We start from the raw sequence: 14,271 nt of genomic DNA, 5'->3' as shown, positions 1-14,271 counted from the left end.
GCCCGATTCGACAGTCGCGGCGTGCAGCGCATACCGATCGCGTATGCCATCAACGATCACCGAGACATGCCGTTGTGCCTGGTCAGCCGCGACAGTCGACGCATGGCCCGGGGCGGGTGCTCGGCCTCGGAGTTGCGCCGGCCCTCAACGGCGCAGCGCCTCCCGCCCCGGTGCCAGCCCACGAGTCGACTTGGAGCCGGCATGCCCACCGTGAACGACGACCACCCGGCTCGTGTGGGCCTGGCCGCCGCCTGGGAGTCGGTCGACGTGCGGGCCGCCGCCGACTTCTGGTGCACAGTCGAAGACCGCCGAGCTGGGCTGCTCCCGCAGCGCGACGCCCCGCTGTTCTTCACCGCGCTGGGTCGCCTCCTGGTCGACGGCGACGGCGACAGCCCGGCGAGTCGGGCGGCGCTGCTCCGGGTGCTCGGCCACGCGTACCGTCACTTCGACCTGCTTCCGCACGCCACCACCATCGGCGACGCGTTGCTCGCCACCGTCGCCCGTCACGCGCGCCCACTGTGGACGCCGCAGCTCACCGTCACCGCCGAGCGCGCCCTGTGCCGCGCCACGCACGCCATCCGCCGCGTCGCCGCCGAGGCCGGCGACGGCCGGGCCTGGTGGCACGTCGAGGTCATCGGCCATGACCGGCCGTCGTCCGACATCGCCATCCTGACGGTACGTCCCTGGCGGCGACTGCCTTTCCAGCCAGGTCAGGCCGTGCCGGTCTGCACGCCGCGCCTGCCGGGTCACTGGCGCTGGCTCTCGCCGGCCAACGCCCCACGCGCGGACGGCACCGTCGAGCTGCACGTCCGCGCCGTGCCCGCCGGCACCGTCTCCCACCGCCTGGTCCATCGGGTACGCCCCGGCGAGCTGCTCTGGCTCGGCCCACCCGTCGACACCGGCCTGAGCCTCGACCCGGCGAGCACGAACGATCTGCTGCTCGTCGCCGGTGGCACAGGCCTGGCGCCGCTGCGCGCCCTGGTCGAACAGGTCGCCGCCGCGCCGGACGGCCGGCGGGTGACGCTGATCGTCGGCGCGCGCACCTTCACCGACCTGTACGACCCGATCGCCCTCGACACGTTGCAGTGCGCCCACGACTGGTTGACCGTCGTGCCGGCCCTCTCCGACGACCCCTGCGCCGAGCCGGCCGAGCGGGGCGACGCCCTGACCATCGCCCTCGACCATTACCAGCCGGATCAGGACATCTACCTCTGCGGCCCACCCGCGATGCTGACCGCGGCGCGGTCACGGCTGCCCGCCCTCGGCATCCCCGCCGCGCGCATCCACCTGCCCAGGGGCTTCACCTGCTGATGGTGTGCCTACCGGACGAACTCTGATCCGCCCTCATACGCCCGTCGATCACCAGTTGACACTGAGCTGCGTGACGGCCTGGCGGAAGCGCCGCGGCGGCAGGACGGCCCGGAGCTTGTCGGCAGCGTCAGCGAAGTCCGAGATCGTGGTGACGCAGCCGTGGCCGAGATGGGCGAGCCGGATGACGCCGAACCGCTCCACCACGAGCGCCTGGGACAGCGGGACGGTGTGCACGTTCCCGTCGCCATCCACTGTCGAAATCGCGTCGATGCCGATGACCAACGAACCCTTGTTGCGGAACCGCTTGGAGAGCGCCGGCCTGACCACCTCGCCTGCCGGTACGAAGCGGGTGGTCGGGCAGGAATCTTCGGTGGCGCCAGGAAGGCTCGGTTTCGACAGGTACGGCACGACGATCATGGCGGAGGAGAGCCAGCCCGATACGACGTCCCGCGCCGATTCCGGAGTGAGTCCTCCCAGCTCGCCGAGCGATTCCCAGTAGTCGATCTTTGCCGTGCCGAGCAGCTCCCGGTGGGTCAAGGATTCGAGGCTGGAGATCGCATCGATCCATTCAACGTCGACCGTCAGGTCCTCGTCCTGCGTTGGCATCAGGTCTGCGATCTCCGCTCGGTCAATTCCGTCCGAGACAAACCGCCGCAGCTCGGCCCAGAGCAGCTCCGCCGCGACGGTGGCGTCGAACCTCTTGCCCTTCCTGCCGAACTCCGGCGTGACCCTCAACCCGAGCTCGTGCCGCGTACTGTCGACGACCTCGCACATGAATTCAGCACCGAGGGCAACCCCGGCCCGGTGTACCGCCTCAGCGACTCGCGCCCTCAGGGCCCACATCAGGAAGGCCGCTTCCGCGCTGGGCTCGACACTAATTATCAGCGCTACGCCATGGACCTCGTCGGCGTACCAGATCGGTCCCATCTGGTTGTTGACGAGTGGCGTGCTGCGGGTGACTCGCGGGCCAGTGGGCAACGGGAGTCGCATCGCCTGAGGCGGTTCGCCCGTCACTGTGAGAACCGCGTTTCCGCTGGTGAAGAACCTCTCGACGTACCGTCGGATCTCGTCCGCCGTGAAGAGCCTGTAGTCCACTGCGGGCCAGCGCGACAGGCCGTGTCCGCTCGGCCCGAAACGCCGCGACAGCAGCGCGCCCCACGGGTCGCGTAGCCCTTCTTCGATGTTCGACATGTACCGGCTGTCCGCATCGAGGCCCTCGACCGCGTCGGACAGATCCTCCGGCGGAAGATTGCTGATAGCCGAGCAGATGGTGGCGAAATGCCTCACTACCTGGTCAGGTGGGCCGCCTGCGAGGAATGACGTGTCGTTCATCCATATGTTGTCCTGGTGGTTCTCCGCGACATGATCCTCGGTCCAGTCCACCAGGTGCTGGACGAGATGGGTCAGGCCGATGGAGTCGATCTCTTCGTCGCGGGCGCCGCACCCAAAGGTCAACGACGCGGCCAGGGTGCCAGGCACATTGCGTTGGATGACAGTAACTCCGTCTATCTCCGCACGCCGCATGAGCGGATCGTAAGGTGACCGGTCAAGGGCTGAGGCGTTCGACCGAGCCGGTGCCGTTGGGTCAACTGTTGGTGTCGCCGAACTCGCGTACCCCGTCGACGTCCAACGTGATCCGCCCGTTCTCGGTCCACTGGCCGGTGGCGGCGAGCCAGCTCGGGTCGTCGCGCTCGTCGATGGTGCTCCAACTGTGCCGGTGGTGCCGTAGCTGGATCGGCCCGGTCGACTGACCCGGCGCGAGCGTGCCGTCGGTGAAGGTCAGCTCCACCCAGCCGGGGACCGGCGTGCCCGGCGGGGGATAAGGCGGCGCCGGCGTCGACAACACGGACGGCCCACCCGGGGGTACGAAGAACTGCACGGTCTGCTGGATCCGGTCACAACCCAGCGCGGCCCAGTCGCAGTTGGGAACCAGCGAGGTGTTGCCGCCCTCGAAGCGCAGGTGGTAGCGCACCTGCACGGTGCTCAGGTCGAGCGGCCCGGTCCCGGTGTTGGTGACCTTCAAGAGGTGCTGGATCTGGTTGTTCGTCGGTGACCAGTCGAGGTTGAGGTAGCTGACCGTCGCGCGTCCGTTGGCGGTGCGCACCGTGGTGGCGGGTGAGGTGTCCGAGTAGCCGCCGAGCGCGCGGGCGGCGATCGCGATCCGGTACGTCGTGCCGGGTGCCAGGTCGGTGAGCGTGATCGTGGTGTCCGTGGTGGCGCCGAGGAAGCGGTACGTGTTCGGCCCCAACGGCACCTGCACCTCATAGTTGATCGGCTGCCCCGTGCCAGGTTCGACCCAGGTGGAGGGCGCCCAGCTGAGCGTGAGCTGATGCGGTTCGTTGGCGACCACAGTCGGGGTGCCCGGGGTGCTGATCGCTGGGCCGTCGGCACGGGCGGCGTTGACGGCGAGCAGGCTCGCCAGCGCGGCGACGGCTACGGCGGCGGTGACGCGGCGAGCGGACATGAGGCGAATGCTAGGACCGCACCCGCAGAACTGATAGTTAACAGTCAATATGTGGACGCGGGTTCATACTGCTGGTCTGTTACGCGACGTAGTCGGTTTGGAGATAATGCCTGGTCAGGGGGCTACCTAGCGTCAACCCGTCATCACGAACGGCTCGACGTCGGCGTCGCACCTGCCGCCCCGTCCGGCCACAGACGGGAGAAAACCTATGCGTACTCAGAACACAGGCCGGCGGTTCGGCGCTCGGGCGTCCGTACTCGTGCTCGGTCTTGTCGCGACCGGAGCGGTGCTCGCCCCGGCGAGCCCGGCGTCCGCCGCGGTCCCCGGCCTGGTGCGGGTCGCCGCCACCAGCGTCAGCAGCTCGGCCGACTACCACAGCGTCACGGCGACCTGCCCGGTCGGCAAGGTGCTGACCGGCACCGGCTACGAACTCAACGGCGTCACCGGCGAGGGCATCGTCGACGACCTGCGCCCCAACGGTGGCCCGGCCACCGCGCCGACCGCCGTCACCGTCGGCGCCTACGAGACCGAGGCGTTCGCGGGCAACTGGTCGGTGACGGCGTACGCGATCTGCGCCAACCCGGTGCCCGGCCTCGTCCGTGTCACCGTGGCCGGCGTCAGCAGCTCGGCCGACTACCGCAGCGTCACGGCCACCTGCCCGGTCGGGAAGGTGCTGACCGGCACCGGCTACGAGCTGAACGGCGTCACCGGTGAGGGTGTCGTCGACGACTTCCGCCCCAACGGGGGCGTGGCCACGGCACCGACCGCGGTCACCGTCGGCGCGTACGAGGCGGACGCCACAGCCCTGAACTGGTCCGCCACCGCGTACGCGATCTGCGCCAACCCCCTCGCGGGCCTGGTGCGCGCCTCCACCGTGGGGGTCAGCAACTCCCTCGACTTCCGCAGCGTCACGGCGACCTGCCCGGTCGGGAAGGTGCTGACCGGTGCCGGCTACGAGCTGAACGGGGTGACCGGCGAGGGCATCGTGGACGACTTCCGCCCCAACGGCGGCCCCGCGACCGCCCCGACGTCCGCAGCGTCCGGCGCTTACGAGGAGGACGCCTTCGCCGGCAACTGGTCCGACACGGCGTACGCCATCTGCGCCCTGCCGTAACGCCAGCTCATTGGTGGTGGCCGCCCCGCACCCAGGGCGGCCACGCCTGTGCTCGTTCCCCCGAGCGCTGTCGTGCCCGACCGCTGAGGTGGCTATCGGGCGGCGCGGAGGCGGGTGTCGAGGGTGTCGAGGTCGGGGACGAACCAGATCTGCCCGCCCTGGTTCGACTCGTGCACCAGCGCGCGCAACGCTGAACTCTCCGCGAGCTGCGCCGAGATGTCGCCGACGACGGCCAGCCGCACCCGGTAGTTGACGAACTTCTGCATCACGTCGCCGGCGAAACGGGTGCCCAGCGAGAAGAAGCGTGCGTCGAGCCGGTTGGCCGGCACGGCGACCACCTGGGCGCCGAGGAACGCCGCCCCGATCAGGTCCAGCGCGTCCTGCTCGGTGACCACCGGCGGGCCGTCGGGGTCGCAGACCAGCACGGGCACTCCGGCGCGTTCCTGGATCTCGTCAGGCATCGTGGACCTCCCGGTCGAGCAGGCCGTTGTCGGCGTTGAGTACGGCGTCGAGCAGGTGCAGCAACTCGGCGGTGGCGGCCGGGTCGCCCAGGATGATGATCTTCATGCGATGGCGTTGCTCGTCGTACACGGTCTGCACCCGCAGCGGGTTGGCCTGGTCGTGGCCGGTGTTGGCGCTGGTGAGCACGAGCGTGCCGAGCCGGTCGGCGGCGGCCCTGTCGACACCGTCGACCTGGACGATGCTCGACACTTCCGCCTGCCTGGCGACGCCGGGCGCGGCCGGGGCCTGGCCGGTGAGCGCGTCGAGGTCGCCGGCGGCGATCCGGTACTGCTTGCCGATCCGCACCGCGCGCAGCCGGCCCGAGCGGATGTAGCCGCGCACGGTGCGTACGTGCAGGTTGAGCCGGTCGGCGACCTGCTCGACTGAGTACATTTCTTCCGTCATTGGTCCCTATCCTACCCGGAGAGGGAAGTATAGGGAGTGATGGGGTCGACTCGTTTACCGCATTAACCCGCTCGCGCTGTCGGACAGGTCCAGTACCGTCTGGGGACCATGGACGCGCTCGGCGACGCCATCATCGGGCGGGATCACCCCGCAGGTCTGCTGCGCGCCGAGTTGGATCGCGCCACCACCAGCCACGGCGGCCTCGCCCTGGTCACCGGCGAGCCGGGCATCGGCAAGACGACCCTCGTCACGTCGGCGGCCCGGGAGGCCCGCCAGCGGGGCGCGCTGGTGCTCGGCGCCGCCTGCTGGGACTCCGACAGCGCCCCCGGCTACTGGCCGTGGGTGCAGGTGCTGCGTGCCCTGCGGCGCTCCGCCGACGACTGGGCGGTGGCGCGGCAGTCCGCCGAGCCGGCCCTCGCGGCCCTGCTCGGCCAATCCGGTGCCGACGGCGAGCAGGCCGGTCGCCTCGTCGGTTGGGCAGGCGTCGACTCCGGCCCGGACGCCGCCGACCAGGAGGCGTTCGCGCTGTACGACGCGGTGACCGCCGCCCTGGTCGCCGTCTCCCAGCACCGGCCGGTGGTGGTCGTCCTCGACGACCTGCACTGGGCCGACCCGGCCTCACTGCGGTTGCTGAGCTTCGCCGCCCAGCACACCTGGTTCGAGCGACTCCTGCTGATCGGCACCTACCGCGACGCCGAGGTCGAGTCGGGCGAGCACCCCCTGCGCCCGCTGCTGATGCCGCTGGTCGCGAAGGCCACCACGATCACCCTCACCGGTTTCACCCGCGACGAGGTGGCCGCACTGATGACCCGGACCGCCGGCCGGGAGCCGGAGGCCAGCCTTGTCGACGAGGTGCACCGGCGTACCGGCGGCAACCCGTTCTTCGTCGAACAGACCGCGCGGCTGTGGCACGCCGACGACGCGGTCGGCACCATCGCACCCGGCGTTCGGGAGGCGGTGCGCCGCCGCCTCGCCCAACTGCCCGCCACCGTGGTGGAGGCGCTGACCGTCGCCGCCGTACTGGGTCGCGAGTTCCACCGTCAGGTCCTCGCGGCCTGCGCGGCCGCTCCCGCGGCGCAGGTCGACCGGCTGCTCGACCGGGCGGTGACCGCCCGACTGGTGGTCGCCCGGGGCGGTGGCCGCTTCGCCTTCGCCCACGACCTGGTCCGCGAAACCCTCTACGACGGGCTGACCGACGACGACCGGCGGGCCCGGCACGGCGCGGTCGTCCGGGCGGTCGACGACCTGCGGGAGCTGACCGACCGCCTGATCCCCGACGACCTCGCCCGCCACGCCTACCTCGCCGGCCCCGCGCTCGACCGGGCCCGGGTGGCCGCGCTGCTGCTCGCCGCCGGCCGGGCCGCGTTCGCCCGGCTGGCGGGAGACGAGGCGGCGCTGCACTTCCGCCGAGCCCTGGAGGTGGTCGAAGACCCGGCACAACGGGTGCGGATCCTCGTCGAGTTCGCCGAGTCGCACTACCACCACGCCGACCGGGAAGAGGTCACGAGGCTGCTGGCCGAGGCCGCCAAGCTGGCCCGGTCACTCGACGACCCGGTGCTGCTGGCCCGGGTCGCGCTCATCGTCAACCGCGCCCGCCAGGTGGACGCCGCCCAGTCGACCGAAGCGGCGGAGCTGGTGCGCGAGGCGTACCGCCGGTTGATCAGCGAACCGGACGCCACCGCGCCGGTCGGCGCCCTGGTCGCCGATCTGATCACCGCCAGCGAGACGATCGCCCGTCGGGGGCAGGACGACGAGGCGCTCACCTTCAGCCTCTGGGCCCGCCACGACACGACCTGGGGGCTCGGCACCGCCGCGACCCGAGCCGCGCTCACCGCCGAGATCCGGGCCGTGGCCCGGCGGACCGGCGACCGGGAAACCGAGCTGTGGGCCACCTCGCTGCGCTGGGTGGCGCTGCTGGAGCTGGGCGACCCGCGCTTCGTCGAGGAGCTCGTCACCTTCGTCGACGCCGAACGGGAGGGCGACTTCGCCCGGCACCGGATGGCTGCGGCCGTCGACAGCGGGATCATCGCGGCGTTCCGGGGCGACTTCGCCACGGCCGACGAGCGGTTCGCCTTCCTCACCGACCAGGCCGACGCGAGCTACGCCGAGTTCGGTTTCATGGGGCATCACCTGCGCTGGTCCCGGCTACTGCTCCAGGGTCGGGTCACCGAGGCCGCCGCGCTCGTGGAGGGGCTCGCCCCGACGGACTACCCGTACCGGGAGCTGCTGCGAGCGATCACCGCTGCGGAGCGTGGCGACGGCGAGACGGCGCTCCGGTTGACCGTCGGCATCGAGGCCACCGCAACCCGGTACCCGCGCCCGGTGTCACCGCTCTGGCTCCGACTCCGCGCTCAGGCCGCCGCCGCGTCCGCCGACCCGAAGCGCTGCGATGCCGCGCGGGCCGCGCTCACCCCACACCGTGGGGAGTGGATGGTGGGGCTCTTCGGCTGCGACATCAGCGGCCCCGTCGACCACTGGGTGGCGCTGATCGACGCCGCTCAGCAACGCTGGGACGACGCCATCGCCGGATTCACCGCCGCCCGGGACTCCGCCGACCGGATGGGCTCCCGAACCTGGTCGCTGCTCGCCCGCACCGGCCTCGCGAACGCCCTCGCCGGCCGAGGTCACCCCGGCGACTCGACCACGTCGACAGCGTTGCGCGCCGCCGCCGTCCAGGAGGCGACCGCCCTCGGCATGACGCAGGTGCTCCACCGGCTCGCCGCGCCGACAGTCCGCGACATCCACCACCCGGACCAGGCCGTCTCGCTGGGTCAGGTTGCTGGTTGGGGCCAGGCCGTCGGGTCGGGCCAGGTTGTCGCGCCCGGTCGTGCCGCGCCGGTCGCGGCTGCGTTCAAGGGGTACGAGTTTCGGCGCGACGGGCGGGTCTGGCAACTCGCGTACGACAGTGTCGTGGCGCACCTGCCCGACGCCAAGGGCCTGCATGACCTGCACCTGCTGCTCAGCCGGCCCGGCAGCGACGTGCCGGCCGTCGAACTGCTCGACCCGGCGGCCGGGCCGGAGCTGGTGGCCGCCCGGCGAATGGGCGCCGATCCGGTCCTCGACGACGAGGCGAAGGCCCGCTACCGGCGGCACCTGGCCCGACTCGACGAGGAGATCGACCGGGCCGCCGCCCGCGACGACGACCGGAAGGTGTCCAAGCTGGACGCCGAGCGGGGTGCGTTGCTCGACGAGCTGCGTGCCGCGGCGGGCCTCGCCGGCCGGAGCCGTCGCCTGGGCGACGAGGCCGAACGGGCCCGCAAGACGGTGACGGCGCGAATCCGCGACGCGCTTCGCAAGCTCGACGACCGGCACCCGGCGCTGGCGAGCCACCTGCGCGAAACGGTCTCCACCGGCACGACCTGCCGCTACCAACCACCCAACCCGCTGCCCTGGCAGCTCTGACCTCACCCCAGCCCTCCGCGATCTTGCACTTTCGGTCGTCGGTTCAGGTGGATTCGTCACCCTTGTCGGGACAGAAAGTGCAAGATCGCGGGGGTGGGTGGGGTGGGGTGGGGGTTAGCGGCGGTTGTACTTGTACATGGTCAGGGTGCCGAAGACCAGGACGAAGCCGGCGCTCCACAGCAGCAGCCACATCGTCGCCGACGGGTCCGAGTCGCCGCTCATCGCTCCCCGGATCGCGGCCACCAGCTGCGTCACCGGGTTGACCTTCACGAACGCCTGGAGCCAGCCGGGCATCGTGCTCGGCTCGACGAAGACGTTGCTCAGGAACGTCAGCGGGAACAGCACCATCATGCTGACCCCCATCACCGACTTCTCGCTGCGCAGGATCAGCCCGAAGAACGTCCACACCCAGGAGAACGCGAACGAGAAGACCACCAGCAGCCCGATCCCGGTAACAGCCCCGACCACCCCGCCCTCGGGGCGGAACCCGAGCACCAGCCCAAGACTCAGGATCACCACGGCGGCGAGGATGTAGCGCAGCACGTCGCCGAAGATCATGCCGACCAGGGCGGCCGGACGCCAGATGGGCAGCGTCCGGAACCTGTCGAAGATGCCCTTCTCGATGTCGGTGTTGAGGCCGACGCCGGTGTACATCGTGATCATGACGACGCTGGTCACCATGATGCCGGGCAGGAAGAACTGCAGGTAGTCACGCGGGCTGCCGGCGAGGGCGCCACCGAACAGGTACGTGAACATCAGCACCATGATGATCGGGAACGCGGTCACGTCGAAGAGCTGCTCCGGCACGTGCTTGATCTTCAGCATGGCCCGCCAACCGAAGGTGAGCGACGCGCTCAGCGCGCTCGGCCGGGGCGGTCGGGAACCGGGCGCGAGCACAGTGGCCAGCGCCTCGGCGGACGGAACGTAGACGGTCGGCGCCCGTTCGGTGGTGGTGGTCGTGGTGTCGCTCATCGGGCTGCCTCCAGCTCGTCGTCGCGCTCGTCGGTCGGCACGGCGGGATGGTCGGTCAGGGCCAGGAAGACCTCGTCCAGGCTCGGCTGGCCGAGGGAGAAGTTGTCGACCACGATGCCGGCGCGGGCCAGGTCGCCGAGTACGCGAGCGGCCTGGGAGCTGGCGTCGAGGTCGGTGCCGGCCTCGCCGACGCGGGCGGTCAACGCCACCGGGTCGGCGGCGAGCTGCACCGGCACGTCGAGCGCCTCCCGGAGCACCCGCTCCGCCTCGGGGCGCTGAGCGGGGTCGCGCAGTCGCAGGTGGACGGTGCCGGAGCCGATCGACGACTTCAGCTCACCCGGGGTGCCCTCCGCGATCACCCGGCCGTTGTCGACGACAGCGATCCGCCCGGCGAGCTGGTCGGCCTCGTCGAGGTACTGGGTGGTCAGCAGCACCGTCGTGCCGTGCGACACCACCGCCCTGATGATCTCCCACACCTGGTTGCGGCTGCGCGGGTCGAGGCCGGTCGTCGGCTCGTCGAGGAAGAGCAGATCCGGGGTGTTCAGGATGCTGGCGGCGATGTCGATGCGTCGCCGCATCCCGCCCGAGTACTTCTTCACCTGGCGGTCGCTCGCGTCGGTCAGCCCGAACGCGGCCAGCAGGGCCGCGGCGCGATCCCGAGCGGCCGGCTTGCGCAGGCCGAGCAGGCGAGCCAGGAGCACCAGGTTCTCCGTACCGGTCAGGTCTTCGTCGACGGAGGCGTACTGGCCGGTGAGGCTGACCCGGGAACGGACCTTGTCGGCCTCGGTGACCACGTCGTGCCCGAAGACCCGGGCCGAGCCGCCGTCGGGTCGCAGCAGGGTGGCGAGCACCCGGACCGCCGTGGTCTTGCCCGCGCCGTTCGGGCCGAGCAGGCCGTAGACGGTGCCGGCGGGCACCTGGAGGTCGATGCCGGCCAGCGCCCGGGTGTCCCCGAACGAGCGGGTCAGCCCCTCTGCCTCGATGGCCAGGCCGGTGGTGCGTCTACTCATGATCATTGCCTTTCGCGTCGGACGTGTTCAGGAGACGTAGGGTCGAGCCGCCCGGCCGTCGCGCAGTGCCAGACCCCACCAGCGCAGCTGGTCGAGCAGGACGCCGACATCGCGTCGCAGCTCGTCGGTGCACTGGGCGGTCGGCTCGCCGGCGAGCAGGTCGATCCCGACGACGTCGCGCACCGTCATCGCGTGCAGTGCGGTGAAGACGGTACGTAACTGGTCGACCGCGTGCAGGCCGGTGGACCGACAGCCGTACGACACGAAGCCGACCGCTTTGGCCTGCCACTCGTCGTACGCGTAGTCGATGGCTTGTTTCAAGGGTGCCGGGAAGCTGTGGTTGTACTCGGGGGTGACCACGACGAACGCGTCCGCCCGGCCCACCTCGCTGACGAACGCCCGGATGGACGCGGTCGGCTCGGCGGGGTAGGCGGCCGGGAAGTCGTACTCGGTCAGGTCAACGACCGTCACCGTCAGGTCGTCGTGCCGCGCGGCCTGCTCGACGAACCAGTGCGCCAGCCGGTCGCCGACCCGCCCCTCCCGGGTGCTGCCGACGATCACGGCGATCCGCAACGGTGCCATGGCCCACCCCCCTTCCACAGTGAAGGCGCGAGGTGACGACAGACGCCCGCTAGATCCGATCTAGCGGGCGCGGTTCGGGGCGAAACTGTCGGTGGGATCGGCTTGACTGGGGGTCGACGAACGGGGGAGCGCAATGGCGCAGATACGCATCGAGCCGTGGCACGAGGACGACCTCGACCTGCTGCGGCAGCTCAACTCACCGGAGACCCGCAAGCACACCGGCGGCCCGGAGACCGACGAGCAGGTGCTCGCCCGGCACGACAGGTACGTGCACTTCTCGGGCACCCAGCAAAGCTGCATGTTCACGCTGTTGCTGGCGGACGGGGCGCGGGCGGGCAGCGTCGGCTACTGGGCCCGCGAGTGGCGCGACCAGCCGGTGTACGAGCTGGGCTGGGCGGTGCTGCCCGCGTACCGGGGGCAGGGGCTGGCCACGGCGGCGGTGCGCGCGGTGTTGGACGTGGCCCGCGCCCGACGGGATCGGCACTACGCCCACGCCTACCCCTCGGTCGACAATCCCGCCTCGAACGCGGTGTGCCGCAAGACCGGCTTCACGCTGCTCGGCGAGACCGGTTTCGAATACCCGCCGGGGCAGATGATGCGGGCCAACGACTGGCAGCTCGACCTGACCGCCCCACCGACAGCGAGCTGAGCTCGGCGGGGCGGCCGGTGACAGGTCACCAGGTGGTGTCGAGGCGGTGCCGTTGCTCAGCGGGCAGCTCCAGGTCAAGCGTTCGCCGTCACCAGGGCAGCACGCCGTACCCGCCGCCCGCGTCCATCTGGAAGCCCCAGAGCAGCCCGCTCGGCCCGTCGGCCGGCAGGGTGGCCAGGTGCACGCTCACCTCGGCGCCCTGCTCGGCCGTGCGGAAGCCGCTGTTGCCGTTGAGGTCGGTGGCGCAGTAGCCCGGGTTCGCCGCGTTCACAGTGATCGGGGTGTCCCGCAGCTCCTTGGCGTACATCGCGGTGAGCATGTTCAACGCCGCCTTCGACGACGGGTACGGCACGGAGGTCAGCTCGAACAGCGCGCCGGCCGGGTCGGTCATCAGGGCGATCGAGCCGACCTCGCTCGACACGTTGACGATCCGGGCGGCCGGCGCCCGGCGCAGCAGTGGCAGCATCGCGTTCGTCACCGCCACCACCCCGAAGACGTTCGTCTCGTACAGCCGGCGCAGCGTCGCCACCGTCGTCTCGCTGGGCAGCCCTCGTGCGCCGTCGGCGAGGACGAGGCCGGCGTTGTTGACCAGCACGTCCAGCCGGCCGTACTCCGCCTCCACCCGCTTCGCGGCGGCCGTCACCGACTCGGCGTCGGTGATGTCGAGCGGGAGGAACACGGCGTCCGCGCCGCCGTCGCGCAGTTCCCGTTCGGCTGCCCGACCCCGCTCGGCGTCCCGGGCGCCCACCAGCACTGTCATCCCCTGGGCGCCGAGCTGCCGGGCGGTGGCGAAGCCGATTCCCTTGTTGGCCCCGGTGATCAGGGCGATCGTGTTCGTCATGACGAAGAGCGTGGCCGCGCCGACGGCGTCCGGGGAGAGGCGGGCCAAGGCTGGGACCGGTGGTACCACCCTGGCCGGCCCGGGTCGAGGCATGCTGGGGTCATGACGAGCAGCGGGCTGCGGCGTGACGAACTGGCGGCGTTCCTGCGTACCCGCCGCGCCCGGCTGCGCCCCGCCGAGGTCGGGCTCCCCGAGGGCGAACGTCGACGCACCCCGGGGCTGCGCCGGCAGGAGGTCGCCCACCTCGCCGGCATGTCGATCGACTACTACATCCGGTTGGAGCAGGGGCGCGGGCCGCACCCGTCCCGGCAGGTGCTCGCGTCGATGGCCCGGGCGCTCATGTTGAGCCGGGACGAGCGCGAGTACCTGTTCCGGATCGCCGGGGAGCACCCGCCGCCCACCGTTGGTCCGAGCCGGGAGGTGACTCCGGGGCTGCGGCACCTGCTCGACGCCATGACCGAGACCCCGGCGTACCTCGTCGACGCCGCGTACCACGTGCTGGCCTGGAACCGCATGGCCACGTACTTCCTGGGGGACCTCGGGGCCGTGCCGGACGCGGAGCGCAACATGATCCGCTGGACGTTCCGGCAGCCGGTCACCGAGGCGCAGTGGACCGATGCCGACGCCCGCCGCTTCGTGCACAGCACGGTCGCCGACCTTCGGGCTGCCTACGGCCGTTACCCGGCCGACCCGACGATTCGTGATCTGGTCACCGAACTGCTCGGCACCTCGCCACGGTTCGCCCAGCTCTGGGCCGAGCATGAGGTGGAGGAGCGCCGTCCCGTGATCAAGCGGGTGCCGCATCCCCGCCTGGGGTCGTTGGAGTTCGAGTGCCGCGTGTTGCTGGTGCAGGAGACCGAGCAGCGGCTGATCGTCTACGTCCCCGAGCCCGGCTCGCCGACCCACGCGGTGTTCCGCCGGATCGCCGAGCGCGTCGGCTCCTGACCTCGCCGAGAAGCGCCACATCCCAGAGTCGTGACGAAGGCTCTGAGGTGTGGCGCTCACCGGAACATCAGCCGT

At 71.2% G+C, this 14,271-nt stretch carries 13 protein-coding genes; 5 read left to right on the top strand and 8 right to left on the bottom strand.

Annotation, left to right across the window (positions count from 1 at the left end; genetic code table 11):
- The first annotated feature begins 201 nt into the window (after positions 1-201).
- Positions 202-1,311 carry an FAD-binding oxidoreductase gene (locus ACLQ3F_RS22395; protein ID WP_425851193.1) on the top strand — a complete coding sequence of 370 codons (1,110 nt, stop codon included), beginning with the start codon at positions 202-204 and terminating at the stop codon, positions 1,309-1,311.
- Positions 1,312-1,359: 48 nt separating this feature from the next.
- Here the strand turns inward: ACLQ3F_RS22395 and ACLQ3F_RS22390 are convergent, their stop codons facing one another.
- A complete protein-coding gene (locus ACLQ3F_RS22390) occupies positions 1,360-2,835 on the bottom strand; it encodes a hypothetical protein (RefSeq protein WP_425851191.1) in 1,476 nt (491 codons plus the stop codon).
- A gap of 61 nt (positions 2,836-2,896) precedes the next feature.
- Positions 2,897-3,775, bottom strand: coding sequence for a fibronectin type III domain-containing protein (locus tag ACLQ3F_RS22385; RefSeq protein WP_425851189.1), 879 nt, complete (start codon positions 3,773-3,775; stop codon positions 2,897-2,899).
- A gap of 208 nt (positions 3,776-3,983) precedes the next feature.
- On the opposite strand from ACLQ3F_RS22385, the gene ACLQ3F_RS22380 reads away from it, so the two are divergent.
- Entirely contained in the window at positions 3,984-4,889 is a 906-nt protein-coding gene (locus tag ACLQ3F_RS22380; protein ID WP_425851187.1) for a hypothetical protein, read from the top strand.
- A 92-nt stretch (positions 4,890-4,981) separates the two neighbouring features.
- Here the strand turns inward: ACLQ3F_RS22380 and ACLQ3F_RS22375 are convergent, their stop codons facing one another.
- Positions 4,982-5,350, bottom strand: coding sequence for a DUF4180 domain-containing protein (locus ACLQ3F_RS22375; RefSeq protein WP_425851185.1), 369 nt, complete (start codon positions 5,348-5,350; stop codon positions 4,982-4,984).
- Complete coding sequence (locus ACLQ3F_RS22370) at positions 5,343-5,795, bottom strand: helix-turn-helix domain-containing protein (RefSeq protein WP_425851183.1); 453 nt, start codon at positions 5,793-5,795, stop codon at positions 5,343-5,345. The genes ACLQ3F_RS22375 and ACLQ3F_RS22370 overlap by 8 nt, the downstream gene beginning before the upstream one ends.
- 108 nt (positions 5,796-5,903) lie before the next feature.
- Here ACLQ3F_RS22370 and ACLQ3F_RS22365 point away from each other — a divergent pair, with 108 nt between their 5' ends.
- Positions 5,904-9,197 (top strand): ATP-binding protein, encoded by a 3,294-nt coding sequence (locus ACLQ3F_RS22365; RefSeq protein WP_425851181.1) that lies wholly within the window; start codon positions 5,904-5,906, stop codon positions 9,195-9,197.
- Positions 9,198-9,311: 114 nt separating this feature from the next.
- Here the strand turns inward: ACLQ3F_RS22365 and ACLQ3F_RS22360 are convergent, their stop codons facing one another.
- From ACLQ3F_RS22360 to ACLQ3F_RS22350, 3 genes are read right to left on the bottom strand one after another with little or no spacing between them, the layout of a single operon-like run.
- Positions 9,312-10,169 carry an ABC transporter permease gene (locus ACLQ3F_RS22360; protein ID WP_357233369.1) on the bottom strand — a complete coding sequence of 286 codons (858 nt, stop codon included), beginning with the start codon at positions 10,167-10,169 and terminating at the stop codon, positions 9,312-9,314.
- Positions 10,166-11,179, bottom strand: a complete 1,014-nt coding sequence (locus ACLQ3F_RS22355) for an ATP-binding cassette domain-containing protein (protein ID WP_355005493.1) — start codon at positions 11,177-11,179, stop codon at positions 10,166-10,168. Before ACLQ3F_RS22355 ends, ACLQ3F_RS22360 begins: the two co-directional genes overlap by 4 nt.
- 27 nt (positions 11,180-11,206) lie before the next feature.
- The gene (locus ACLQ3F_RS22350) at positions 11,207-11,761 is read right to left on the bottom strand and encodes an NADPH-dependent FMN reductase (protein WP_425851179.1); all 555 of its coding nucleotides are present in this window, start codon (positions 11,759-11,761) and stop codon (positions 11,207-11,209) included.
- 133 nt (positions 11,762-11,894) lie between these two features.
- Here ACLQ3F_RS22350 and ACLQ3F_RS22345 point away from each other — a divergent pair, with 133 nt between their 5' ends.
- Complete coding sequence (locus tag ACLQ3F_RS22345; RefSeq protein WP_425851177.1) at positions 11,895-12,410, top strand: GNAT family N-acetyltransferase; 516 nt, start codon at positions 11,895-11,897, stop codon at positions 12,408-12,410.
- Between the two features lie 88 nt (positions 12,411-12,498).
- Here ACLQ3F_RS22345 and ACLQ3F_RS22340 read toward each other — a convergent pair whose 3' ends face one another.
- Complete coding sequence (locus ACLQ3F_RS22340; RefSeq protein WP_357194949.1) at positions 12,499-13,251, bottom strand: SDR family oxidoreductase; 753 nt, start codon at positions 13,249-13,251, stop codon at positions 12,499-12,501.
- 102 nt (positions 13,252-13,353) lie between these two features.
- Between ACLQ3F_RS22340 and ACLQ3F_RS22335 the strand changes: the two genes are divergently transcribed.
- Complete coding sequence (locus tag ACLQ3F_RS22335) at positions 13,354-14,196, top strand: helix-turn-helix transcriptional regulator (protein ID WP_425851175.1); 843 nt, start codon at positions 13,354-13,356, stop codon at positions 14,194-14,196.
- Positions 14,197-14,271 lie beyond the last annotated feature (75 nt).

This window comes from Micromonospora sp. DT15, assembly GCF_049841475.1.
GTDB lineage: Bacteria > Actinomycetota > Actinomycetes > Mycobacteriales > Micromonosporaceae > Micromonospora.
This window is presented reverse-complemented; position numbering and strand designations above follow the sequence as displayed.

Bases quoted from the DNA above. Each gene is read 5' to 3' on its own strand.
- ACLQ3F_RS22370 (WP_425851183.1), bottom strand. From the start codon at position 5,795: ATGACGGAAGAAATGTACTCAGTCGAGCAGGTCGCCGACCGGCTCAAC.
- ACLQ3F_RS22385 (WP_425851189.1), bottom strand. From the start codon at position 3,775: ATGTCCGCTCGCCGCGTCACCGCCGCCGTAGCCGTCGCCGCGCTGGCG.
- ACLQ3F_RS22350 (WP_425851179.1), bottom strand. From the start codon at position 11,761: ATGGCACCGTTGCGGATCGCCGTGATCGTCGGCAGCACCCGGGAGGGG.
- ACLQ3F_RS22335 (WP_425851175.1), top strand. From the start codon at position 13,354: ATGACGAGCAGCGGGCTGCGGCGTGACGAACTGGCGGCGTTCCTGCGT.
- ACLQ3F_RS22390 (WP_425851191.1), bottom strand. From the start codon at position 2,835: ATGCGGCGTGCGGAGATAGACGGAGTTACTGTCATCCAACGCAATGTG.
- ACLQ3F_RS22340 (WP_357194949.1), bottom strand. From the start codon at position 13,251: ATGACGAACACGATCGCCCTGATCACCGGGGCCAACAAGGGAATCGGC.
- ACLQ3F_RS22345 (WP_425851177.1), top strand. From the start codon at position 11,895: ATGGCGCAGATACGCATCGAGCCGTGGCACGAGGACGACCTCGACCTG.
- ACLQ3F_RS22360 (WP_357233369.1), bottom strand. From the start codon at position 10,169: ATGAGCGACACCACGACCACCACCACCGAACGGGCGCCGACCGTCTAC.
- ACLQ3F_RS22375 (WP_425851185.1), bottom strand. From the start codon at position 5,350: ATGCCTGACGAGATCCAGGAACGCGCCGGAGTGCCCGTGCTGGTCTGC.
- ACLQ3F_RS22380 (WP_425851187.1), top strand. From the start codon at position 3,984: ATGCGTACTCAGAACACAGGCCGGCGGTTCGGCGCTCGGGCGTCCGTA.
- ACLQ3F_RS22395 (WP_425851193.1), top strand. From the start codon at position 202: ATGCCCACCGTGAACGACGACCACCCGGCTCGTGTGGGCCTGGCCGCC.
- ACLQ3F_RS22355 (WP_355005493.1), bottom strand. From the start codon at position 11,179: ATGAGTAGACGCACCACCGGCCTGGCCATCGAGGCAGAGGGGCTGACC.
- ACLQ3F_RS22365 (WP_425851181.1), top strand. From the start codon at position 5,904: ATGGACGCGCTCGGCGACGCCATCATCGGGCGGGATCACCCCGCAGGT.